The 21,276-nt window shown below is 71.5% G+C and carries 18 protein-coding genes and 1 pseudogene; 10 read left to right on the top strand and 9 right to left on the bottom strand.

Annotated features, from left to right (window positions below):
• The first annotated feature begins 260 nt into the window (after positions 1 to 260).
• Entirely contained in the window at positions 261 to 3,311 is a 3,051-nt protein-coding gene (locus AB0M59_RS35735; protein ID WP_364624281.1) for a DEAD/DEAH box helicase, read from the top strand.
• On the top strand, positions 3,311 to 4,471 hold the full coding sequence (locus AB0M59_RS35730) for an SWIM zinc finger family protein (protein WP_364624279.1): 1,161 nt from the start codon (positions 3,311 to 3,313) through the stop codon (positions 4,469 to 4,471). The genes AB0M59_RS35735 and AB0M59_RS35730 overlap by 1 nt, the downstream gene beginning before the upstream one ends.
• 54 nt (positions 4,472 to 4,525) lie before the next feature.
• On the opposite strand, the gene AB0M59_RS35725 is transcribed toward AB0M59_RS35730, so the two are convergent.
• Complete coding sequence (locus tag AB0M59_RS35725; RefSeq protein ID WP_364624277.1) at positions 4,526 to 5,761, bottom strand: alpha/beta hydrolase; 1,236 nt, start codon at positions 5,759 to 5,761, stop codon at positions 4,526 to 4,528.
• 65 nt (positions 5,762 to 5,826) lie between these two features.
• Here AB0M59_RS35725 and AB0M59_RS35720 point away from each other — a divergent pair, with 65 nt between their 5' ends.
• The gene (locus AB0M59_RS35720; protein ID WP_364624275.1) at positions 5,827 to 7,212 is read left to right on the top strand and encodes a wax ester/triacylglycerol synthase family O-acyltransferase; all 1,386 of its coding nucleotides are present in this window, start codon (positions 5,827 to 5,829) and stop codon (positions 7,210 to 7,212) included.
• Here the strand turns inward: AB0M59_RS35720 and AB0M59_RS35715 are convergent.
• Both AB0M59_RS35715 and AB0M59_RS35710 read right to left on the bottom strand, forming a co-directional pair.
• Entirely contained in the window at positions 7,196 to 7,693 is a 498-nt protein-coding gene (locus AB0M59_RS35715) for a nitroreductase family deazaflavin-dependent oxidoreductase (RefSeq protein ID WP_364624273.1), read from the bottom strand. The genes AB0M59_RS35720 and AB0M59_RS35715 overlap by 17 nt on opposite strands.
• Before the next feature lie 14 nt (positions 7,694 to 7,707).
• Positions 7,708 to 8,565, bottom strand: a complete 858-nt coding sequence (locus tag AB0M59_RS35710; RefSeq protein WP_364624271.1) for an alpha/beta hydrolase — start codon at positions 8,563 to 8,565, stop codon at positions 7,708 to 7,710.
• A gap of 87 nt (positions 8,566 to 8,652) precedes the next feature.
• Here AB0M59_RS35710 and AB0M59_RS35705 point away from each other — a divergent pair, with 87 nt between their 5' ends.
• The 6 genes from AB0M59_RS35705 (at position 8,653) to AB0M59_RS35680 (ending at position 13,953) form a co-directional block, all read left to right on the top strand.
• Positions 8,653 to 9,723: an acyl-CoA dehydrogenase family protein gene (locus AB0M59_RS35705; RefSeq protein ID WP_364624269.1), complete on the top strand. Its 1,071-nt coding sequence runs from the start codon at positions 8,653 to 8,655 to the stop codon at positions 9,721 to 9,723.
• Positions 9,708 to 10,862 (top strand): acyl-CoA dehydrogenase family protein, encoded by a 1,155-nt coding sequence (locus AB0M59_RS35700; protein ID WP_364624267.1) that lies wholly within the window; start codon positions 9,708 to 9,710, stop codon positions 10,860 to 10,862. Before AB0M59_RS35705 ends, AB0M59_RS35700 begins: the two co-directional genes overlap by 16 nt.
• Entirely contained in the window at positions 10,859 to 11,767 is a 909-nt protein-coding gene (locus AB0M59_RS35695; RefSeq protein ID WP_364624265.1) for an OB-fold domain-containing protein, read from the top strand. The genes AB0M59_RS35700 and AB0M59_RS35695 overlap by 4 nt, the downstream gene beginning before the upstream one ends.
• Positions 11,764 to 12,150, top strand: a complete 387-nt coding sequence (locus AB0M59_RS35690; protein ID WP_364624264.1) for a MaoC family dehydratase — start codon at positions 11,764 to 11,766, stop codon at positions 12,148 to 12,150. The genes AB0M59_RS35695 and AB0M59_RS35690 overlap by 4 nt, the downstream gene beginning before the upstream one ends.
• Positions 12,147 to 13,316, top strand: coding sequence for a lipid-transfer protein (locus AB0M59_RS35685; protein WP_364624262.1), 1,170 nt, complete (start codon positions 12,147 to 12,149; stop codon positions 13,314 to 13,316). Before AB0M59_RS35690 ends, AB0M59_RS35685 begins: the two co-directional genes overlap by 4 nt.
• A gap of 88 nt (positions 13,317 to 13,404) precedes the next feature.
• On the top strand, positions 13,405 to 13,953 hold the full coding sequence (locus AB0M59_RS35680) for a DUF5134 domain-containing protein (protein WP_364624260.1): 549 nt from the start codon (positions 13,405 to 13,407) through the stop codon (positions 13,951 to 13,953).
• A gap of 63 nt (positions 13,954 to 14,016) precedes the next feature.
• Here AB0M59_RS35680 and AB0M59_RS35675 read toward each other — a convergent pair.
• The 6 genes and pseudogenes from AB0M59_RS35675 to kstD form a co-directional block, all read right to left on the bottom strand.
• Positions 14,017 to 14,471 (bottom strand): annotated as a pseudogene (locus AB0M59_RS35675) (riboflavin kinase).
• 34 nt (positions 14,472 to 14,505) lie between these two features.
• On the bottom strand, positions 14,506 to 15,354 hold the full coding sequence (locus AB0M59_RS35670; protein ID WP_364624258.1) for a MaoC/PaaZ C-terminal domain-containing protein: 849 nt from the start codon (positions 15,352 to 15,354) through the stop codon (positions 14,506 to 14,508).
• Between the two features lie 11 nt (positions 15,355 to 15,365).
• On the bottom strand, positions 15,366 to 16,400 hold the full coding sequence (locus tag AB0M59_RS35665; RefSeq protein WP_364624256.1) for a ferredoxin--NADP reductase: 1,035 nt from the start codon (positions 16,398 to 16,400) through the stop codon (positions 15,366 to 15,368).
• A complete protein-coding gene (locus AB0M59_RS35660; protein WP_364624254.1) occupies positions 16,393 to 16,650 on the bottom strand; it encodes a hypothetical protein in 258 nt (85 codons plus the stop codon). The genes AB0M59_RS35665 and AB0M59_RS35660 overlap by 8 nt, the downstream gene beginning before the upstream one ends.
• Positions 16,647 to 17,798, bottom strand: coding sequence for a Rieske 2Fe-2S domain-containing protein (locus AB0M59_RS35655; RefSeq protein WP_364624252.1), 1,152 nt, complete (start codon positions 17,796 to 17,798; stop codon positions 16,647 to 16,649). Before AB0M59_RS35655 ends, AB0M59_RS35660 begins: the two co-directional genes overlap by 4 nt.
• Positions 17,795 to 19,459 (bottom strand): 3-oxosteroid 1-dehydrogenase, encoded by a 1,665-nt coding sequence (kstD, locus tag AB0M59_RS35650; RefSeq protein WP_364624250.1) that lies wholly within the window; start codon positions 19,457 to 19,459, stop codon positions 17,795 to 17,797. Before kstD ends, AB0M59_RS35655 begins: the two co-directional genes overlap by 4 nt.
• 199 nt (positions 19,460 to 19,658) lie before the next feature.
• Here kstD and AB0M59_RS35645 point away from each other — a divergent pair, with 199 nt between their 5' ends.
• The gene (locus AB0M59_RS35645) at positions 19,659 to 21,260 is read left to right on the top strand and encodes an FAD-binding protein (RefSeq protein WP_364624248.1); all 1,602 of its coding nucleotides are present in this window, start codon (positions 19,659 to 19,661) and stop codon (positions 21,258 to 21,260) included.
• Positions 21,261 to 21,276: the final 16 nt, after the last annotated feature.

The raw sequence follows: 21,276 nt of genomic DNA, 5'->3' as shown, positions 1-21,276 counted from the left end.
TGCCCGCCCGATCACGCGAGATGCCCCTCCAATCACGCGAGATGCCCGCCCGATCACGCGAGATGCCCCTTCAATCACGCGAGTTACGTCCCCGATCACGCGAGTCCCGTCTCTGATCACGCGAGTTACGTGTCTGATCACGCGGGATCCGGCTCTGCTCACGCGAGTCCCGGCCCGGATCACGCGGATCGGGGGGCGCGAAAGGACCGTTCGTGCCGCCCGGGCCGAAACTGTCGGGGGCGTGTTCTAGCGTTGCCGTCGTGGAGTTCAGCGCAGACACCCGGGCCACCTACCTTCCCGCGGATCCCCCGCGGGACGGCGTGCTGGCCTTGTGGGGCGACGACGTGGCCGGCGGGACCACGATCGAGCTCGTGCTGCCGCGGGGCGCGAAGTTCGCGCGGACGAAGGTCGACGCGGAGCTCGTCCCGCTCGAACGCGCGCTGCCTCGCCTGCTCGCGGTGGGAGAAGAAGCCAGCCCGGCCGTCGCGGCGTGGTCGGCGGCCGTCAACGCCGGGGTGAACCTCGTCGCGCGGGGGCGGCTGCGGCCCGCCGTCTCGCCGGCCGGGGCGGCGGCCTGGCGGATCGGGCCGTTGGACGCGGCCGACGAAGAGCTGCTGCGAGGCCTGGCCGGTGCCCTGCCGCCGGAGGCGTACGCGCTGCCGCTGACCGGGCTGAAACGCATTCGCCTGCACTCGCCGGACTCCCTGGTCCGCGCGCTGTGGGACGCGACGGCCGACCTGCTGGCGCGCAGCCCGGCGGCCCCGGTCGGGGCCGGCGACCCGGCGTTCGCGGCGCGCGAACCGGCCCTGCTCGGCCCGGACGGCGCGGCCTGGCTGGCGGAGCTGGAGGCCCGCGAACCCCGCGGCGTCCAGGTGCTGCTGCGGGTCGAGGGCCGGGACGACGACACGTTCGCCGGGGTGTTGGCGGTGCGCAGCATGGCGGAGGCGAGCCTCGTGGTCGAGGCGTCGACGCTGTGGGACGCGCCGGACGCGGTGCTGAACCGGCTCGGCGACCAGGTGGAGACGCAGCTGCTGCTCGGCCTGCGCCGCGGCGCGCGGGCGTGGGCGCCGCTGGGCCGGGTCTTGGAGCAGGCCACGCCCGCGGAACTGCCGTTGACGGACGACGACGTCGTCGACCTGCTCACCGACGGCAGCCGCGACCTCGGCGGCGCCGGCATCGAGGTGCTCTGGTCGAAGGGCCTGTTCGCCGGCGAGGTGAAGGCGAAGGCGAGCGCGACCCAGGCGCCGGCGAGCGTCACGGAGGCGGAGTTCGCGCTGAAGAGCCTCCTGGAGTTCCGCTGGCAGCTCAGCCTCGGCGGCGAGCAGCTGACCGAGGCGGAGGTCGCGGCCCTCGCGGAGGCGAAGCGCCCGCTGGTCCGGCTGCGCGGGCAGTGGGTGCGCGTGGATCCGCAGCTGCTCGCGCGGGTCCGGAGCCGCACCCGCAAGCTCGACGCGGGTGAGGCCCTGGCGGCGGCGCTCACGGGCGAGCTGGAACTGGACGGCGAACGCGTCGAGTTCGCGGCGCCCCCGGTGCTGGGCGGACTGGCCGAGCGGATCCGCGACCGGATGGGTGCGGAGGTGGCCACGCCGCCGGGGTTGCAGGCGACGCTGCGGCCGTACCAGCAGGCCGGGTTGGCCTGGCTGGCGACGATGACCGGGCTCGGGCTGGGCGCGTGCCTGGCCGACGACATGGGGCTGGGCAAGACGATCCAGCTGATCGCCCTGCACCTCCACCGCCGAGCGTTGGCCTCAGCGTTGCCATCCGGTGCTGCCGGGTCGGCGGCCGGACTCGCTGCAGACTCGGCGCCGGGAGCGGCGCTCGGCGCCGGTGGTCATCTCGACCCGGCCGAGGCCGCCTTGCGGGGTGGGGCGCAGGCCGCGAGTGAGCCGGTTGCGGTGCTCCCGGCGGGAGCGGTGCCTGCCGGGGCCGGCGGCCCTCTCGACTTGGCTAAAGCTCCGGCCGGCAACCAGACCTGCTCGTCCGAAGCCGCCGCGGAGCTTGCCGAGCCTCGGCCCGAGGGGCAGTCCCAGCCGGCGGAAGCCACGGAGCCTGCCTCGACCGCCGGGCCGACCCTGGTCCTCTGCCCGACCTCCCTCCTGGGCAACTGGGAGCGCGAGTTCGCCCGCTTCGCCCCGGACATCCCGGTCCGCCGGTTCCACGGCGGCAGCCGCCACCTCGACGACCTCGCCCCCGACGAGGTCGTGCTCGCCACCTACGGCGTCCTCCGCCGCGATCGCGAGACACTGTCCGAAGTGGACTGGGGGCTCGTCGCCGCGGACGAGGCGCAGCACGTCAAGAACCCGCTGTCCGCCACGGCCAAGGAGCTCCGCAAGATCCCCGCCCGGGCCAAGGTCGCCCTCACCGGCACCCCGGTCGAAAACCGGCTGACCGAACTGTGGTCCATTGTGGACTGGACCACGCCCGGCCTGCTCGGTCCGCTCGACCGCTTTCGCCGCACGGTGGCGCGGCCGATCGAGCGCGACCGCGACAAGGCGGTCACCGAACGGCTGGCCGCCACCGTCCGGCCGTTCCTGCTGCGGCGGCGCAAGTCCGACCCGGACATCGCCCCCGAGCTGCCGCCGAAGACAGAGACCGACCGGTTCGTCCCGCTCACCGCCGAGCAGACCACGCTCTACGAAGCCGTCGTGCGCGAGAACCTGGCCGAAATCCGCGAGACGCAGGGCATCAAGCGGCGCGGGCAGGTCCTGCAGCTGCTCACCGAGCTCAAGCAGATCTGCAACCACCCGGCTCAGTTCCTCAAGGAACCGCACAGCGCGCTCACCGGCCGGTCCGGCAAGCTCGCCGCGTTCGAAGAGCTGGTGGACGTCATCCTCGACGAGGGCGAGAGCGTCCTGGTCTTCAGCCAGTACGTCCAGCTCTGCAAGCTGCTCGAGCGCCGGCTCAAGGACCGGGGCCTGCCCACCGAACTGCTCTCCGGCGAAAGCTCACCGGCGAAACGCCAGGACATGGTCGACCGGTTCCAGGCCGGCGAGATCCCGGTGTTCCTGCTGTCGCTCAAGGCGGGCGGCGTCGGGCTCAACCTGACCCGGGCCACCCACGTGATCCACTACGACCGCTGGTGGAACCCGGCGGTCGAGGACCAGGCCACCGACCGCGCGTACCGCATCGGCCAGGACCGCCCGGTCCAGGTCCACCGGCTGATCGCCGAGGGCACCCTCGAGGAGCGGATCGCGCAGGTGCTCGAGAAGAAGCGGGGGCTGGCCGAGTCGATCGTCGGCGCGGGGGAGGACTGGATCACCGAACTGTCCGACGACGAGCTCGCGGACCTGGTCCGCCTCGGGAGCGGGTGATGCCTCCGAGGCGGAGTTTCGGCCGTACCTGGTGGGGCCGCGCCTGGGTCGACGCGCTGGAGCAGCGCGCGAAGCTCGATCCGAACCGGCTGCCCCGCGGGCGGACGTACGCGCGCAAGGGCACGGTCAGCGAGCTGCACTTCGGCGCCGGGGTGATGACGGCGCGGGTGCGTGGCAGCCGGCCGCAGCCGTACAAGGTGACCATCACGATGCGCACCTTCACCGACGGCGAGTGGGACACGCTGCTCGGCGTGGTCGGCACGCAGCTCGGGCACGCGGCCGCGCTGCTCGACGGCGAGCTGCCGGGCGCGCTCGCCGAGCAGGCCCGCGAGGCGGGCGCCGACCTGCTGCCCGGCCCGGGCGACCTGCGGCCGCGGTGCTCGTGCCCGGACTCGGCGAACCCGTGCAAGCACGTCGCCGCGGTGTACTACCTGGTCGCCGACGAGGTGGACCGCGACCCGTTCACGCTGTTCCTGCTGCGCGGCCGTCCGCGGGCGGACGTCCTGGCCGAACTGCGATCCCGCCGCGCCCCGGCGCGCGGCGAGCAACCGAAGCTGCCGAAGCGCGTGGACGAAGGGCTGACACCGCGCGCGGCCTACGCCCGGCGGCCGGGCGCGATCCCGGCCCTGCCACCGCCACCGCGGGTACCCGGGCCACCGGCGGTCCTGGACCTCGACCCGCCCCCGAGCACGGGCTGGACTGCTGCCGCACTGTCCGTGCTCGCGGAGGACGCGGCTTCGCTGGCGCGTGACCTGCTGACGGGCGGAGTGACGGCCGCGGAGCTGACGTTCGAGGAGGATCTGGCGCGCCGAGCGGCGGGCCGGACCGGCTCGGAGTTCACCGCTTTGGCGACCGCGGCCGGGGTCCCCCTGCGGGACTTGGTCCATTGGGCCGAGGCCTGGCGCGAAGCCGGACGCGGCGGCCTGGCGGTCGTGCGCGAGACGTGGCAGCCGGGTCCGGGCCCGCTGGCCGAAGCGCAAGCAGTGCTGGCCGAAGCGGGGCTGCCGGGAACGCCCAAGGTATGGCGCAACCGCCTGACGCAGGGAGAGCTACAGCTGCGCTACGGCCGCGACGCCCGCTGGTACCGGTTCATCCGCGCGGGCGCGGAGTGGCGCTTGGACGGCCCGCCCTCGGCGAGCCCGGTCGACCTGGCCTACTGACCGCGGCACTCCGCCGAACCCGAGTGCTGGGCTCGAATGCAGTGAACGACGTCGCTACCGGTTCTCGGCCTTCCAGGCGTTGTAGGTGAAGTCCAGGAACCGCGCTACACCGCGCACCACATGCGCACTCCGCACGGAAGTGAACACATCGAACGCATGCTGAGCCCCAGCCAGCTCCGCATAAGCCACCGGCGCCCGCGACTTCTCCCGCAGCCGCCGCACGAACTCGCGCGCCTCACGCACCGGCACCAGCGAATCGTCCCGCCCGTGGATCACGAAGAACGGCGGAGCCTCCGACGAAATCCGATCCAACGGCGACGCCGCGATGTAGTCGTCCAGGTGCTGAACCGGGTCGCGATCCGCCGCGAACACCCGCCGCGCGATCAAGCTCTCCAGGCGGTACTGGCTGGCCCGAGACCCCGACGTCGCCGCGAAGTCGTACACCCCGTAGTGCGGCACGCACGCCTGAACGCTCGTGTCGACGTCCTCGAACTCCGGCTGCAAAGCCGGGTCGTTCTGCGACAAAGCCAGCAGCGCCGACAGGTGACCGCCCGCCGACCCGCCCGTCACCGCCACAAAACTGGGGTCGCCGCCGTACGACGCGATCTCCGTGCGGATCCACGCCAGTGCCTGCTTCGCCGCCACGATGTGCGCCGGCCAGCGGTGGGTCGGCGAAAGCGGGTAGTTGATCGCGACGCACACCCAGCCTCGACGGGCCAGGTAGCGCATCAACGGCCGCCCCTGCTCCTCCTTGTTGCCGATCACCCACGCGCCGCCGTGGACCTGCAGCAAGACCGGCGCACCGGAAACCGGCGAAGACGGGCGGTAGACGTCCAGCAGGAACCGCTTGCCGCCCGGGGCGTACGCGATGTTGCGGTCGACGCGAACGTCCGGCGCGCCCATCCGGAACGGCAGCGCCAGCTCGCCCCACGGCAGACCCAGGTCGGAACGGCCCAGCTCGGCCGCGTAGTCCTCGCCCAGAGCGTTGGTCAGCGCCTTCTCGATCTCCTCGCGGGCGCCGTGGCCCGTCCGGATCAGCGTGGCGAGCCCGGCGGCGGACGCGGCGGCCATCGCGAGCCCGGCCTGCGTCGACCGGTCGCGGACGCCGTGACGCGCCACGTGCAAAGCCGCGTCCGCGGCCGTCAACGCCAGGAACTGGGGCGCGAGCTCCCCGGTCAGCCACCCGGCGAAGAACGCCGGGATGGTCGTGGACCGGGCTCGCAACGGGCGGAGCGCGTTCGCGGTGAGGCCGAGCTGGACCGCGCGACGGATCAGGAAATTCGGCTGCACCACCGCGATGATACCGGCGAGTAGGGTGACGCGCCGCTCGCCGGAAGTGGCTTACGCTGATCGTCATGCAGAGACTGAGCGGCCTCGACGCGAGTTTCCTCTACCTCGAGACGTCGTCCCAGGTCCTGCACGTCTGCGGGTTGCTCACCCTCGACGGCTCGACCGTCCCCGGCGGCTACACCTTCGCGAAACTCGCGGAAAAACTCGAGGAGCGGGTTCGGGGCATTCCGGCGTTCCGCCGCAAACTGCACAATCCGCTCTGGAACATCGGGCATCCCGTCTGGGTCGAAGACGACGACTTCGACCTCGACCACCACGTGCACCGCATCGGCGTGCCGGCTCCCGGCGACCGCGTCGAGCTGGCCGAGCTGTGCGCGCACATCGCCGGGCAGCAGCTCGACCGCGCGCACCCGCTCTGGCAGCTGTACGTCATCGAAGGCCTGGCCGACGGCCAGATCGCCGTGCTGCTGAAGATGCACCACGCCAGTGTCGACGGGGTGAGCGGCGCCAGCCTGATCACCTACCTCGCCGGCCTCGAGCCGGACGCACCGGCGCCGGCGATCGAGGAACCCCGCAATCCCTCGATGCCCTCGCCGCTGAACTTGCTCCGCACCGGCGTCGAGAGCGTCGCTAAACGTCCCGCCGAGCTCGCGCGGCTGCTGCCGGACCTGCTGGGCCTGATGCCGCAGTGGCTCGGGAAAGCTTTGCGGGGCAAGGGGATGCCGATCCCGTTCACCGCGCCGCGGACGTCGCTGAACGGCACGATCACCGGGCACCGCAGCGTCGCGTTCGCCCAGCTCGACCTCGGCGAGGTCAAGGACGTGAAGAACGCCTTCGGGGTCACGGTCAACGACGTCGTGCTCGCGCTCGTCGCCGGGGCACTGCGGGACTTCCTCGAAGCACGCGGCGAACTGCCCGAAGACCCGCTGGTGGCGACCGTTCCGGTCTCGGTGCACGACCGGACCGAGCGCGACCACGGCAGCAACAAGGTTTCCGCCTTCTTCGCGTCGCTGCCGACGCACCTGCCCGACCCGGCCGCGCGGGTGTTCTTCCTCGCCGAGGCCAACCGGCTGTCGAAGGACCACCACTACGACATCGACGCCGACATGCTGCAGGACTGGGCGCAGTTCTCGGCCGCGACGGCGTTCGGCATGGCGGTCCGCGCCTATTCGGCGCTGCGCCTGGCCGAGAAGCACCCGGTGGTGCACAACCTGGTCGTCTCCAACGTGCCCGGCCCGCCGATGCCGCTGTACCTGCTCGGCGCGCGGATCACCGGCTTCTACCCGCTCGGCCCGGTCTTCCACGGCGCCGGGCTGAACGTCACCGTGCTGTCCAACGCCGGCAAGATACACGTCGGCCTGCTCGGCGCGCGGGAGCTGGTCAAGGACCTGTGGCCGCTCGCCGACGCGCTCCCGGAGGCGCTCGCCGAGCTGCTCAAGGCCGCGGGCTGAGCACCACGACCGGGATCTCCCGGTCAGTCCAAGCCTGGTACTTCGCGAAGTCGGCGTAGAGCTCCACGAGCCGCGGCCAGAGGTCGGCGCGTTCCGCCGGATCGGCCACCCGGGCCGTGACGAGCACGTCGCGCCGGCCCTTGAGGTGGATGCGGGTCTCGGGGTGCGCGAGCAGGTTGCGGTACCACTGTGGGTGCTGGGGCAGCCCGCCTTGGGAACCGACGATGACGACGTCTTCGCCGGAGCTCAGGTAGAGCAGCGGCGTGGTGAACAGCCGGCCGGACTTGCGCCCGCGGTGCTCCAGCAGCAGCGTCGGCACCGGCTTGCGGAACCCGGCGCCGATCCGCCAGGTGCTGCCGACGCGCCCGCCGGTCAGCCGGAAGACCGCCACCTGAGCCTTCGCCCCGTATTTCATGACCTTCGCCGTCACGGGCGAGTCCAGGCCGCCGGGCTTCTCGTCGGGCAGGCTGAAACGTCCCATCGTGAGTTCCTTCCTCAAAGGGAGTGGACCGCGGCGAGCAGCGCGGGCACCCAGCGGTCGGCGGCGAGCACGCAGGCGGCGTGCCCGGCCGCGACCTCGTAGGTCGCCGCGCCGGGGATGCGGCGGGCCAGCGAGCGCTGGTGGTCGGGGGCGATGAACCGGTCCCGGCCGGTCACGACGACGGCTGCGGGCAGTTGCAGCGTGGGCAGCCAGAGCGTCGAGTCGAACCGGCCGATCTCGTCGACGGCGACCGCGATCTCCCACGGCGTCGTCGACCGGAACTCCCGCAGCCCCCACCGGTAGTCCTGGACGCGGTCACGCGGGACGGCGGCGGGCACAGCCGGCAGCTTCACGCGCTCGCGCAGCTGCCGCAGCGTCCGGCCGAACACGTCGAGCGCGACGCTCTGGCGCAGCCCGCGGCGGAAGTTGCTCGCGGTCGAGCACAGCACCAGCCCGGTAACACGTTCTGGTTCGGCGCGGGCGACGAGCTGGGCGACCATGCCGCCCATCGAGTACCCGGCGAGCGCGAACCGCCCGATGCCGAGCACGTCCGCCACGGCGGTGACGTCCTCGGCGCAGTCGGCGAGCCGGAACTCCGGTGACCGGATGCCCCGGCCGTGCCACCGTTGGTCGAACACGACGACGCGGTGGTGGCGCGCCAGCCGATCGAGGGCCGGGTACCAGGTAAGCAAGCCCGTGCAGGCCACCGAATGCAGCAGGATGAGGGCCGGTGCGTCCCGCGGGCCGACGTCGGTGACCACGGTCCGGCCGCGCCCGGGCAGGTCGAGGGGGACCGGGTCGGGCACGCGCGCGGTGGGTGGCACGGTGATCCGCCGGCGCCGGCGCGCGCCGTCCGGTTCGGTCACCGCCACTGAAGCTCCTCCGAGGGGTTGCCGTACCGGCGCTTTCCGGTTAAGACTAGAACAGGTTTCAGTATTGCGCCGATCCGGAGGACAGGCGTGGACTTCACCCTTGACGATACGCAGACGGAGATCGCCGCCCTCGCCGCGAAAGTGCTCAGTGCCGAGGACGATCCTTGGCGCGCCCTCGCGTCTTCGGGCCTGCTCGCCCTCGCGCTGCCCCCCGACCTGGAGGGCGACGGCCTGGGCATCGCGGAGATCGCGCAGGTCCTCACCGAGGTCGGCCGCGCCGCCGCGCCGGTGCCCGCCTACGCCGCGTTGGCGCTGGGCGTCCTGCCGATCGAAACCCTCGGCACACCTCAACAGCGCGCGGACCTGCTGCCGGGGGTCGCGGCGGGGGAGGAGCTGCTCACCGCGGCCCTGCACGAGCCGTCCGCCCCGCTCGTCGCCGAGCCCGCGACGACCGCGCGGGCGAGCGACGGGAAGTGGCTGCTCAGCGGGGTGAAGACCGCCGTCCCCTACGCGAGTGAAGCCACCCGGGTCCTGACGCCGGTGTCCACTCCGCACGGCACCGCCGTCTACCTCGTCGACCCGCACGCCGACGGCGTCACGCTCGTCCCGACGCCCACCTCGGCCGGGGCGCCGGAGTACACCATGCGTCTCGACGGCGTCGCCGTCGAGGAGTCCGACCTCCTGTTCGACCGGGGCGCCGTCGCGGCGCTGCACCGCTTCGCGCTCGCCGGCGCGCTCGCGGTCGGGGACGGCCTCCTGGCCGGCGCCCTGGCGCTGACGGTGAAACACGTGGGTGAGCGCACCCAGTTCGGCCGTCCCCTCGCGACGTTCCAGGCGGTGGCCGGCCAGATCGCCGACGTCTACGTCGCCGCGCGGACCGTGCACCTGGCCGTGACGTCCGCGGTGTGGCGGCTGGCGGCCGGCCTGGACGCGGACGCCGAACTGGACATCGCCGCCTACTGGTTCGCCGAAGAGGCACCCAAGGCGCTCGCGACCTGCCACCACCTGCACGGCGGCGTCGGCGTCGACGAAACCTATCCGCTGCACCGGTATTCATCGGCGGTGAAGGACCTCGGCCGGACGCTCGGCGGCGCCGCGCACCGGCTCGGCAGGCTCGGCGAACGAGTGGCGGGAGTGCGTGGATGCACGTCGAACTGACCGCGGCGCAACGGGAGCTGCGCGCCGAACTGCGCGACTACTTCGCCGGGCTGATCAGCCCCGAAGAACGTCAGGCCATGCTGCGCGAGCGGCACGGGCCGGTGTTCCGCGAGATCGTCCGCCGGATGGGCCGCGACGGCCGGCTCGGCGTCGGCTGGCCGGTCGAGTACGGCGGGCAGGGCTTCGGCGGCATCGAGCAGCACCTGTTCGTCGACGAGGCCGCGCGCGCCGACGTCCAGCTGCCCTCGGTGACGCTGCAGACGGTCGGGCCGACGCTGCAGCAGTACGGCACGGACGAGCAGAAATCCTTCTTCCTGCCCAAGATCCTGGCCGGCGAGATCCACTTCGCGATCGGCTACACCGAACCGGAGGCGGGCACCGACCTCGCGGCGCTGCGCACGACGGCGGTGCGCGACGGCGACGAGTACGTCGTCAACGGCCAGAAGATCTTCACCACCGGCGGCCATGACGCCGACTACGTCTGGCTGGCCGTGCGGACCGCGCCGGACGCGCCGCGGCACAAGGGCATCTCGATCCTCATCATGGACACGAGCGACCCCGGCTACTCCTGGACGCCGATCATCACCTGCGACGGTGCCCACCACGTCAACGCGACGTACTATTCGGACGTTCGCGTGCCGGCGAACCGCTTGGTGGGCAAGGAGAACGAGGGCTGGCGGCTGATCACGACGCAGCTCAACCACGAGCGCGTCATGCTCGGCCCGGCCGGGCGGATCGGCGGCCTGTACGACCGCGTCCGCGCGTGGGCCGCTGCCCACGGCCTGCTGGACCTCGCCGACGTCCGGGCCGTGCTGGCCGAAGTCATGGCGGTGACGCGGGTGAACGAACTGCTGAACTGGCAGGTCGCGGTGTCCTCGGCGAGCGCGCCGGTGGCCGTCGGCGACGCGTCGGCGACGAAGGTGTTCAGCTCGGAGGTCATCCAGCGCATCGGCCGGAACCTGGAAGAGCTGGTCGGGCGCCACGGCGACCTGGCCGATCCGGACACCGCCGAGCTGGCGGAATGGCTGGACGTCGCCGCGAAGCGCAACATCGTGCTGACGTTCGGCGGCGGGGTCAGCGAAATCCAACGGGAGCTGATCGCGTCGATCGGCCTGGGCCTGCCGAGGGTGCCGCGATGAACATCCGGGAAGCCGCCGAAGAGATCGCCGCTCGCGGCGAGTGCGCGCCGCGCCTGGCGCGCGACCCGGTGAACCAGGCCATGGTGAACAACTGGGTCGAGGCGATCGGCGACGACAACCCGGTGTACACCGACCCGGAGTTCGCCGCGAAGAGTGTCCACAAGGGACTGGTCGCGCCGCCCGCGATGGCGCAGGTGTGGACGATGGGCGGGCTGAACGTCCCCCGCGGGTCCGACGACCCGCTCGGCCTGATGATGGAACTGCTGGACGAGGCCGGGTTCACGTCCGTCGTCGCGACGAACTCGGAGCAGACCTACCACCGCTACCTGCGCCCTGGTGAGCAGGTCGAGGCGCGGACCCGGTTGGAAGACGTCGTCGGTCCGAAGAGGACGGCGCTCGGCGAGGGCTGGTTCGTCACCACGCGGATGACCTGGTACGTCGGCGACGAGGCCGTTGCGGAGATGATGTTCCGCGTGCTCAAGTTCCGGCCGCCCGCGCCGAAACCGCCGCCGGCGCCGATCTTGCGGCCGGTGATCAGCCGTGACACGGAGTTCTTCTGGGACGGTCTTCGCGAGGGGGAGCTGCGCATCCAGCGCTGGGGCGAGACCCTGCGGCACCCGCCAGGGCCGATGCCGCCCGACGGCTCGCTGGACACCAAGCCGGACTACGTCGTCGCGAGCGGGCGCGGGACCGTGTTCTCGTACGTCGTGCACCACCACCCGCCGGTGCCGGGCAAGGACCTTCCGTTCGTCGTGGCCCTGGTGGAGCTGGAAGAAGGGGTTCGCGTGATGGCCGAGCTGCTGGACGCGTCACCCGAAGAAGTCCACATCGGACTGCCGGTGGTGGCGGCGTTCGTCCGTGTCGACGACGACCTGACGCTGCCGGCCTGGAAGGTGGCTCGATGACCGTCGCCGAAGGGACCGAGCTGCCGCCGCTGACGATCGAGGCGACGCCGACGTTCGTCGTGAGCACGGCCCTGGCCACCCGCGATTTCCAGGACGTGCACCACGACCGCGATTCGGCGGTTCAGCGCGGCTCGAAGGACATCTTCCTCAACATCCTCACCGACACCGGCCTGGTGCAGCGGTTCGTGTCCGCGTGGGCGGGGCCGGAGGCGCTGATCCGGTCGATCAAGATCCGGCTCGGCGTGCCGTGCTACGCCTACGACACGCTGACGTTCACCGGCCGCGTGGTCTCCCGTGAGGGCAACGACGTCGTCGTCTCGGTGTCGGGGGTGGACTCGCTCGGCGAGCACGTCGCCGGGACCGTGGAGGTGACGCTGCCGTGACGCTCTCGGGCAAGGCCGCCATCGCCGGGATCGGCGCGACCGAGTTTTCGAAGGACTCCGGGCGCAGCGAACTGCGGCTGGCCGCCGAATGCATTTCCCACGCCTTGGCCGACGCCGGGTTGAAGCCGTCCGATGTGGACGGACTGGTGTCGTTCACGATGGACGGCAACGCCGAGATCGCGGTCGCGCGCGAGCTGGGCATCCCGGAACTGAAGTTCTTCAGCCGTATCCACTACGGCGGCGGTGCGGCGGCGGCGACCGTCCAGCAGGCCGCGATGGCGGTGGCGACCGGCGTCGCGGACGTCGTCGTCGCGTACCGGGCGTTCAACGAACGTTCGGGCATGCGGTTCGGCCAGGTGTCCTCGGCCGCGGCCGGGCAGGTCAACTCGTCCGGCGTCGACAACGCGTTCCACTACCCGATGGGCATCGCGACCCCGGCGGCGACGGTCGCCATGGTCGCGCAGCGGTACCTCCACGACTACGGCGCGACGAGCGAGGACTTCGGCCGAGTCGCGGTGGTCGACCGAAAGCACGCGGCGACCAACCCGAACGCGTGGTTTCATGAGCGGCCGATCACCCTCGAGGAGCACCAGTCGTCACGCTGGGTGGCCGAGCCGCTGCACCTGCTCGACTGCTGCCAGGAGAGCGACGGCGGGGTGGCGCTGGTCGTGACGAGCGTCGAACGGGCCCGTGACCTGGCCCAAGCGCCGGCGGTGATCGCCGCGGCGGCGCAGGGGAGCGGGCCGGACCAGTACGTGATGACCAGCTACTACCGCGACGACCTGGCCGCGCTGCCCGAGATGGGCGTCGTGGGGCGGCAGCTGTGGGGCCAGTCCGGGCTCGGACCGTCCGATGTGGACGTCGCCGTGCTGTACGACCACTTCACGCCGTATGTGTTGATGCAGCTGGAAGAACTGGGTTTCTGCGGCCGCGGGGAGGCGAAGGACTTCATCGCCGACGGCGCTTTGGAGCTCGACGGGGCGTTGCCGTTGAATCCGCACGGCGGCCAGCTCGGCGAGGCGTACATCCACGGGATGAACGGCATCGCGGAGGGTGTCCGGCAGATCCGCGGCGCGGCGGTCAACCAGGTCGCCGGCGCGGCCCGGGTGCTGGTCACGGCGGGGACGGGCGTGCCGACGAGCGGCCTCGTCCTGACGGGTGACTGAGGCGTCACCTCATTGACGGCTGGTGTCCGGCCGTCGTGGGTGTCACGGTGGAGACACCACCCACGACGGAGAGTGAGGCCGACTGGCGATGGTGGTCGACTGGGCGCTCACCGCGGTGTTCGCGGCGCTGGCGCTGCCGTGCGTGCTGCGGCTCGTGCGGCTCGACTACGTGCGGCTGGGTCACGGCGTCCGCCACGGCGACCTGGCCGAGCTGCTGCTGGTGGTCGCGATGGTGGCGATGTTCTCGCCGGTCGGCGGCCCGATCCCGGCGGCGGGCTGGCAGGCGGTGCTGGTGCTGACGGCGGCCTGGTTCGCGGTCGCGTGGTGGCGGGGAGGCGGCTGCGCCCACCACGCGCTTTCGGCGGCGGCGATGCTCTACATGGTGACGGCGATGCCCCACGGCGGCATGGTGCACGGGCCGTGGCTGACGATGTCCACGATGGACTCACGGCTGGCGTTGCCGCTGGTCGCGGTGGCGGCGGCCGGGTACTTCGTGCTCGACGCGGCGCGGACGGGCGTGCTCGCGGTGCGCGGGTCGGCGGGGACCGCTGCCGGCCCCGGGCAGGCGTCGCGCGCGGTCTGCCGGGCGGTCATGGGGGCCGGGATGGGTTACATGCTGCTGGCCTCGGCTCTCTGACGTCGTGAGTGGGAAACAGGGTTAGAACACTGTTTCTCACTCACGACAAGCCGCGGCAGACCCTCAGCCCGTGACTCGGCGGACCTCGCCCAGCGGGCTCTCGCCGGCGGCCGGCAGCGATGCCGCCGGGTGGGTCGCCGTCCACTGGGTCGCCGCCGCGACGTCGTTCTTCAGCGCCGTGATCAGGTCCTCCGCCGAGGCGTACGCCTGCTGGTCACGCAGGTGCGACCCCAGCCACACCACCAGCGTCTCGCCGTACAGGTCGCCCGCGAAGTCCAGCAGGTGGGCCTCCAGCAGCCGGTACCCGTCCGCGCCGTAGTACGTCGGGCGGCGGCGACCGAGATCGCCGCCGGGACGCGTGCGCCGTCGGCGCGGCCCACCCAGCCCGCCCACACCCCGTCGCCCACGGACCCGGCCTGGTCGCCCAGCGCGATGTTGGCCGTGGGAAAGCCCAGCTCACGGCCTCGCTGGTCGCCCGGCTCGACCGTTCCCCGCACCACGAAGTATTCCGAAGTCACCCCTCCACGTTAGCGGGCGACCGCCGGGACGTTCTCACGAAGTGGGCACCAGCACCGTGTCCGCCAGCACCGGCGCGTCGTCGCGCTCCACCGCCGACGTCGTCACGAGCAACCGGTCGGACGAGCGCCACACCCGGATGCGCAGCGTCTCGCCGGGGAACACCACGCCGGCGAACTTCGTCGCGAACGACGCCACCCGCGACGGATCGCCGTCCAGGAACTCGTTCACCAGCACGCGCGCCACGATCCCGTACGTGCACAGCCCGTGCAGGATCGGCTTCGGGAACCCGGCCGCGGCCGCGAACGCCGGGTCCGCGTGCAGGGGGTTCCGGTCCCCGCACAGCCGGTACAGCAACGCCTGCTGCGGCAACGTCGGCGTTTCGACCACGAAGTCCGGCGCGCGAGATGGCCACTCGATCCGGTCGGACGGCCCCCGCGAACCGCCGAAACCGCCTTCGCCGCGGGCGAAGATGCTCGACCGCGCCGTCCACAAGGGACTCCCGTCGGAGGAGGTCACCGAAACCTCCTGTACCACCACCGCGGCCTTGCCCTTGTCGAACACGTCCGCGATCCTCGAGCGGGCCACCGCTTTCCCCGACGCCGGGATCGGCCGGTGCACGGTGACTTCCTGCTTGCCGTGCAGCACCTTCGCCAGGTCGATCTCGACCCCGGGGAACGACACCGCGGGCGGGTCGAACACCCGCAGGTTCGCCGCGACCGTCGCAAACGTCGGCAGCACCACCAGGTCCTGCTCGTACGTGTACCGGAGCTCGTCCGGTCCTGCGCCGAGCGCCAGGTGGTAGAGCAGCACGTCCGACGACGTCCAGGCGAAGTTCACCTCGCCGATCTCGGCGCCGATGGCGACCGCGGGATCGATGGGCACGCGGAGACTCCTTATTCGTAGCTGATCGAGACGTCGTCGGTGACCGGCAGCGACTGGCAGGCCAGCACGATGCCGTCCGCGATGTCCTCGGCGTCCAGGACCTCGTTGTGCAGCATCTTCACCTCACCCGACACGATCCGGCACGCGCACGCACTGCATTGTCCCTCGCGGCACGAGTACGGCGCGTCCATGCCCGCGTCCAGCAGCCGATCGAGGAGCTTCCGCCGACGTGGCCACTCCATCGACCGAGTCGAACCGTCCAGCGTCACCGTCAGCGACGCGGGCGTTTCGTCCGATTCCGGCTCGGGCTCCTCCGCGACAACGGCCTCGAACGGGTTCCCGGACAGCGACGTGAACTTCTCGACGTGCACTCGGTCCCGCGGCACCCCGAGCTGCCCGAGCGCCTCGCGCGCGGCGGCCATGAACGGCGCCGGTCCGCACAGGAACGCCTCGTGAGACGTATACGCCGAAGCCAGCCCGCGCAGCTGCGAGACGTCCGGGAGGCCCTGCACGCTCTCCAGCCAGTGCACGACGACCAGGCGGTCTCCGTAGCGCTTCGCCAGCGAAGCCAGTTCGCCCGCGAAGATCACCGAGCTTTCGTCACGGTTCGCGTAGACGAGCACGACCCGCCCGGAACCCTGCTCCAACGCGGTCTTCAGGATCGCCATCACCGGCGTGATGCCGCTACCGCCGGCGAAGAGCAGGAAGTCCTCGTCCACCGAGGTCGGGCAGAACACCCCGGCCGGCGCGAGCACGTCCACCTGCATCCCCGGCTTCAAAGACGAGCAGACCCAGCTCGACCCGTACCCGCCGTCGGTCCGCTTGACCGTCACCTGCACGCGGTTCTCGTGCGGCGCGCTCGACAGCGAGTAGCACCGGGCCACCGAGCCGGTCCGGTCGCTGGGGATCCGCAGGGTCAGGAACTGTCCCGCCGTGTAGGAAAACGCCGAGGCGTGCTCGGCGGGGATCTCGAAGACCACCGACCGCGCGTCCGGCGTCTCGACGACGACGTCGGCGACGGTCAGCGTGTAGACCCGCTCACCCATCGGCCACCGCCAGCGAACCGTCGCGCACCGCGTCGCCGATGCTGTCCGCCAGCTTCGGGCACGTGTCGAGCAACGCCGACGGGCCGTCCGCGTCGGCGAACACCGGGCACGTCTCCGCGGGCCGCGAGGTCCACTGGATGCTCGTGTGCTGGATGCTGTTCTTCTTCACCAGCACGCACGTCCCGCAGCTGCGGCACTCGTGCGGCCGCAGCCCGCCGGTCAGGAACTCGGCGGTCTCGGCGGTGGTCACACTTCCGCCTCGGTCTTCTGCCGGGCCAGGTTCTCCGCCACCTCGGCCGCCCACGCCTCGTTGGCCTTCGAAGTGTCCACTTCGAACTCGAACCGCCGGGTCATGTCCTCGGTGACGTCGGCGGCGTCGACGTAGAACTGCTGGTACCAGCGGCGAAGCTGGTAGACGGGACCGTCCTCTTCGCACAGCAGCGGGTTGTCGATCTGCGTCTTGTGCTTCCAGATCTCGACGTCCTGCAGGAACCCGGCGCCGATGCCCTTCGCCAGTTTCGCCGCGATCTTGTCCGCGTGCTCGTCGGTCAGCCCGTGCTGCTTCTTGACCTTCATGCCGTACTGCAGCACGAACGCCGTCGGCGACACGGGGTAGTGGCAGTTGATGAGCACGCTCTCGATCTCGTAACCCTGGAACGAGTTCATGAGCTTGTTGATCATGTAGGACGGTCCGAAGTACGAGGCTTCCGAGCGCAGCAGGTTTTCCTCACCGCCGTAGTTCGAGGCCATGCCCATGTCCGGGCGGCCCTTGGTGTTGAGGTACTGCGTGGCGATGTGGCCTTCGAACACGTTCTTGAAGTACGTCGGGTACGCGTAATGAATGTAGAAGAAATGCGCCATGTCGACGACGTTGTCGATGATCTCGCGGCAGTTGGAGCCGTCGATGAAGATCGAGTCCCAGGTCCAGTTGCTCCACTCGGGACTGTCGGCGGCTTCGATCAGCGGGATCTCCAGCTCGGCCGCTGGCGGGTTGCCCTCCGGGTCGTGCCAGACCATCAGCTGGCCGTTGCGCTCCACCGTCGTCCACGCCCGCGTGCGTGCGCGCAACGGAACCCGCTTGGCGTAGGGGATCGAGACGCACTTGCCCTTGCCGTTCCAGCGCCAGTCGTGGAACGGGCACGCGACCTCGTCACCCTTGACGGTGCCCTGGGTCAGGTCGCCGCCCATGTGCCGGCAGTAGCCGTCGAGGACGTTGAGTTCGCCGTTCGAGGCGGCGAACACGACGAGTTTCGTGCCGAACGCCGTGACCGCGTGCGGTTTCCCGTCCCGGAAGGCCTTCGCCAGGCCGAGGCAGTGCCAGCCGCGCGCGAACCGGGCCGGCGGCTCCCCGGCGTAGATGGTGCGTACCCCGTCTTGAGTCGTCGCTGCCTGCGTCATCGCTCGCCTCCCGTGGTCCCTTGATCATCGCGGGCCACCCGCGTGGCCGCAAGGTAGCCGAACACCATGGCGGGGCCGATGGTCGCGCCCGGTCCGGCGTAGGTCCGGCCCATCACGGCCGCGCTGACGTTGCCTGCGGCGTACAGGCCCGGTACGACCGAGCCGTCTTCGCGCAGCACCCGCGCCTGCTCGTCGGTGCGCAGGCCGCCCTTGGTGCCGAGGTCGCCCGGGACGATCTTCACCGCGTAGTACGGCGCTTTGTCCAGGGGGCCGAGGCTGGGGTTGGGCTTGTTGCGCGGGTCGCCGTAGTAGTGGTCGTACTTGCTGACCCCGCGCTGGAAGTCCTCGTCGACGCCCTTGGCCGCGAAACCGTTGAAGCGTTCGACGGTCGCGGAGAGGCCTTCCGGTGAGACGTCCATCTTCGCGGCCAAGCCTTCCAGGGAGCCCGACTTCACCGCGATCCCGGCCTTGAACCAGCGTCCGGGCAGCGGCTGGCGCGGCCCGACGCCGGTGAACATGTACCGGTCCTTGTAGCGCTGGTCGAACACCAGCCAGGTCGGGATGTGCTCACCCGGCCCGTCGCCCTCGCCGTACATCGCGTGGACGGCCTCGACGTAGGGCGCCGACTCGTTGACGAACCGCTCGCCGCGGGCGTCGACCATGATGCAGCGCGGCCGTGACCGTTCGGCCAGCGCGAACCACGGGCCGCCGGTGAGCGGCAGCGACGGCCCCCACCAGGCGTCGTCCATCAGGTCGAGCGCGGCGCCGAGCTTGAGGCCGGCGGTGATGCCGTCGCCGGTGTTGGCGGCCGCGCCGACGGTCCAGTCGGTGCCGATCGGCGCGCGCTGGTACTTCTCGCGCATCTCGAGGTTCTGCTCGAACCCGCCGCTGGCGAGGATGACGCCGCGCCGGGCCCCGACGACTCCCTCCGAGGTGACGACGCCGGTGACGCGGTCGTCTTCAATGTGCAGGTCGACGAGCGGGGTGTTCAGCCGGACGTCGACGCCGGCCCTCGTCAGGCCCACCCGCAGCCCGGCCGCAAGCGCTTGCCCCATGCTCAGCAGCCGCTGCCCGCGCACCCGGCCGGCCAGCCACTGGACGCCCAGCGACAGCATCCGGACGACCCCGCGCGGGTGCCGCGCGAGGAGGCTCAGCCAGCGGTAGTCCGCCTGGGTGATGGGCACGCCGAGCGGGGGAGCGCTGTACGGCGGTTCGAGGTGGGCCAGGTCGTCGCCGAGCAGCTTGCCGTCGAAGGCCATCGGCTCGACCGAGCGGCCGCCGGAGCGGCCGCCGGGTGCTTCGGGGTGGTAGTCGCTGTAGTTCCGGACCCAGCGGAACTTCAACGGCGTGTGGTCGCACACGAACTTCAGCACCTCGGGGCCGTGCGCGAGGAACGTGTCGCGCCGGACGGCCGGGACGACGTCGCCGACGATCGAGGCGAGGTACTCGCGGGCCCGCTCGGGCGGTTCGTCGATCCCGGCGGCGCGCAGCGCGTGGTTGCCCGGCAGCCAGACCCCGCCGCCGGAGCGGGCGGTCGAGCCGCCGAAGCAGGCCGCCTTCTCGAGGACGACGACGCTCAGACCGGCTTTCGCCGCGGCCAGCGCGGCGGTCATCCCGGCGGCGCCGCTGCCGACGACGACAACGTCGAACTGCTCCGTCATGCCACCTCACCTGCTGTATCGATGGTTACCGATCCGGCCGACAGCCACGGCGGAACGACTGCCGGTGAGAGGTCGCCGCCGGTCCGTGTCCGCCTGCTTTTCGGCCAGATCGGTAACGTGTTCCACAAGAAGAGTATCCAGTTGAGAGTCGCTTCGGCCACCATAGACGAGAACGTGTTTCAGTTCTAGGGTGACGACCATGGACGAACTCGTCGCGGACGTCATCATCGTGGGGTTCGGAGCGGCCGGCGCCTGCGCCGCCCTCGAAGCGGCCGACGCGGGCGCCGACGTCATTCTCGTCGAGCGGTTCGCCGGTGGCGGCGCCAGCGCGGTCAGCGGCGGCGTGGTCTACGCGGGCGGCGGGACCGCTCAGCAGCTCGACGCGGGCGTCGACGACTCCGTCGACGCGATGTACGCCTACCTGCGGCTCGAAGCCGGGGACGTCGTTTCCGGGGAGACCTTGCGGCGCTTCTGTGAGGGCAGCCGCGAGATGATCACCTGGCTGGAGGGCAACGGCGTGCCGTTCGAAGGCAGCCTGTGCCCCTACAAGACGTCGTACCCGAGCGACGCGCACTACCTGTACTACTCCGGCAGCGAAGCCGCGGGCGGTTTCCGCGACGCTGCGAAGCCCGCGCCACGCGGTCACCGCGTCAAAGGCCCCGGCACCTCGGGAAAGATGCTGATGACGCGCCTCAAGGAAGCCGTGCGCGAGCGCGACATCCGGGTGCTGCCCCAGACGAACGCGCGGACGCTGATCCGGGACGACGAGGGCCGCGTCACCGGGCTCGTCGTGGACACGCTGCGGGACGCCCCCGCGGCGGTGCGCGCCCGGCACCGGCGGCTCTCGCAGTACTCCGCGAAACCCGGCATCTACGTGCCGTCGCTGCGCAAGTCGCTGCACCGCCGCGTCGAACGCCTGGAGCGCGCGCACGGCCGTGAGCTGCGGATCACCGCCCGGCGCGGGGTGGTGCTCGCCGCGGGCGGGTTCATCGCCAACCGGGAGATGGTCCGCGAGCACGCGCCCGCTTACCGCGGCGGGCTCCCGCTCGGCACGTCCGCCGACGACGGCTCGGGCATCCGGCTCGGCGTCGAGGCCGGGGCGGCGACCGGGGAACTGGGCCGGATCTCGGCGTGGCGGTTCGTCACGCCGCCCAGTGCGTTCCTCGGCGGGATCATCATCGACGCCGACGGCCGGCGAGTCATCGACGAATCCCGGTACGGCGCCGCGGTCGGCGAGAAGCTCATCGAGGACCACGGCAGCAAGGGCTGGTTGCTCGTCGACGCGCCGATCGTGGCGGAGGCCCGACGGGACACCAAGGCGCAAAGCCAGTGGTTCCAGGGGCTCCAGCTGCGCTACCTGCTGCGTCGCGGGCGCGTGACCGGCGCGACGGTCGAGGAGGCGGCGCGCAAGGCAGGGGTCGATCCCCAGGGGCTGCGCGCGAGCGTCGAGGCCTACCACGGCGCTTCGGATCCCGCGGGGAAGCCTGAGGAGTTCCGGCGGCGGCTGGAGAGCCCGCCGTTCTCGCTCATCGACATCTCGGTGCGGCCCAACCTGGGCTACCCCACGCCGATGCTCACCCTCGGCGGCCTGGTCGTGGACGAGGACACCGGCGCGGTGCGGAGCACGACGGGGGAGCCGATCGCCGGGCTGTACGCCGCCGGGCGCACCGCGGTGGGAATCTGTTCCAGGTCGTACGTGAGTGGCCTCTCGCTGGCCGACTGCGTGTTTTCCGGCCGCAGGGCGGGGATCAACAGCGCTCTGGCGCAGGGCGTTCTCGACAAAAACGAGAACGTGTTCTAGTCTTGCGGGAGTGAAC

Origin of the sequence: Amycolatopsis sp. NPDC051371 (genome assembly GCF_040682155.1) — a bacterium.
Lineage (GTDB): Bacteria > Actinomycetota > Actinomycetes > Mycobacteriales > Pseudonocardiaceae > Amycolatopsis.
The sequence above is the reverse complement of the archived record's forward strand: the minus strand, read 5'-3'. Positions and strand labels throughout refer to the sequence as shown.

Bases quoted from the DNA above. Each gene is read 5' to 3' on its own strand.
- AB0M59_RS35665 (WP_364624256.1), bottom strand. From the start codon at position 16,400: ATGGGTGAGCGGGTCTACACGCTGACCGTCGCCGACGTCGTCGTCGAG.
- AB0M59_RS35655 (WP_364624252.1), bottom strand. From the start codon at position 17,798: ATGACGCAGGCAGCGACGACTCAAGACGGGGTACGCACCATCTACGCC.
- AB0M59_RS35715 (WP_364624273.1), bottom strand. From the start codon at position 7,693: ATGGGACGTTTCAGCCTGCCCGACGAGAAGCCCGGCGGCCTGGACTCG.
- AB0M59_RS35730 (WP_364624279.1), top strand. From the start codon at position 3,311: ATGCCTCCGAGGCGGAGTTTCGGCCGTACCTGGTGGGGCCGCGCCTGG.
- AB0M59_RS35695 (WP_364624265.1), top strand. From the start codon at position 10,859: ATGAACATCCGGGAAGCCGCCGAAGAGATCGCCGCTCGCGGCGAGTGC.
- kstD (WP_364624250.1), bottom strand. From the start codon at position 19,459: ATGACGGAGCAGTTCGACGTTGTCGTCGTCGGCAGCGGCGCCGCCGGG.
- AB0M59_RS35690 (WP_364624264.1), top strand. From the start codon at position 11,764: ATGACCGTCGCCGAAGGGACCGAGCTGCCGCCGCTGACGATCGAGGCG.
- AB0M59_RS35720 (WP_364624275.1), top strand. From the start codon at position 5,827: ATGCAGAGACTGAGCGGCCTCGACGCGAGTTTCCTCTACCTCGAGACG.
- AB0M59_RS35700 (WP_364624267.1), top strand. From the start codon at position 9,708: ATGCACGTCGAACTGACCGCGGCGCAACGGGAGCTGCGCGCCGAACTG.
- AB0M59_RS35645 (WP_364624248.1), top strand. From the start codon at position 19,659: ATGGACGAACTCGTCGCGGACGTCATCATCGTGGGGTTCGGAGCGGCC.
- AB0M59_RS35680 (WP_364624260.1), top strand. From the start codon at position 13,405: ATGGTGGTCGACTGGGCGCTCACCGCGGTGTTCGCGGCGCTGGCGCTG.